General features: G+C 46.2%; 1 pseudogene. It reads right to left on the reverse strand.

The annotated features are described in order from the left end of the window. A pseudogene (locus H8S65_RS20885) lies at positions 1 to 578 on the reverse strand (hypothetical protein); the annotation flags it as partial.

Consider the following 578-nt stretch of genomic DNA (forward strand, 5'->3'; position numbering starts at 1 on the left):
GGCTTTACTTTATCTTCAATCTCTTCCGGCACTTTATTCACATCATCCACCAAATCCTTAAAACCATTCGATTCAAGAAAATCAGACAAGGTAAGTTCATACCGGTATGAAGGCGTACCGTCTTTCTCGATATACCTTTTTACCTTGGTCACGCGAATCTCCCGATCGATATCCAACTGTTCGGAATACACACCGACCATCTGGCCACAGGCGATAAAAAGGTTTTGCAGACGAAAAATGACCTCGTCACATTTACCACGCAACTGGATGCGTTTCTCACATTTGCCGTCCAACCACGCTTGCGCTTCTTCCTGTAGCTGCAAGGATGCGTTATCACGGTAGCTTTGCGGCATCTTTAGACCGGTAAGGATAAACTTGTCACCGACAGAGAAGTTAATGTCACCGGGGACTTTCAAAGCGTTCTCCTGGTCATTCTGCTTTAGTTTGAACTGTTTCAGGTCATTGTCCCAACTGTCTTCGACGATTGCAAGGTCATAGCCGGCCAAACCGCCATCCTGGAATGTAACGATTACTTCTACCCCGTCCAACAGGCAATCGGTAAGGTTGAAATCCATACC

The sequence above is a fragment of the Parabacteroides hominis genome (assembly GCF_014287585.1).
GTDB classification, from domain to species: domain Bacteria; phylum Bacteroidota; class Bacteroidia; order Bacteroidales; family Tannerellaceae; genus Parabacteroides; species Parabacteroides hominis.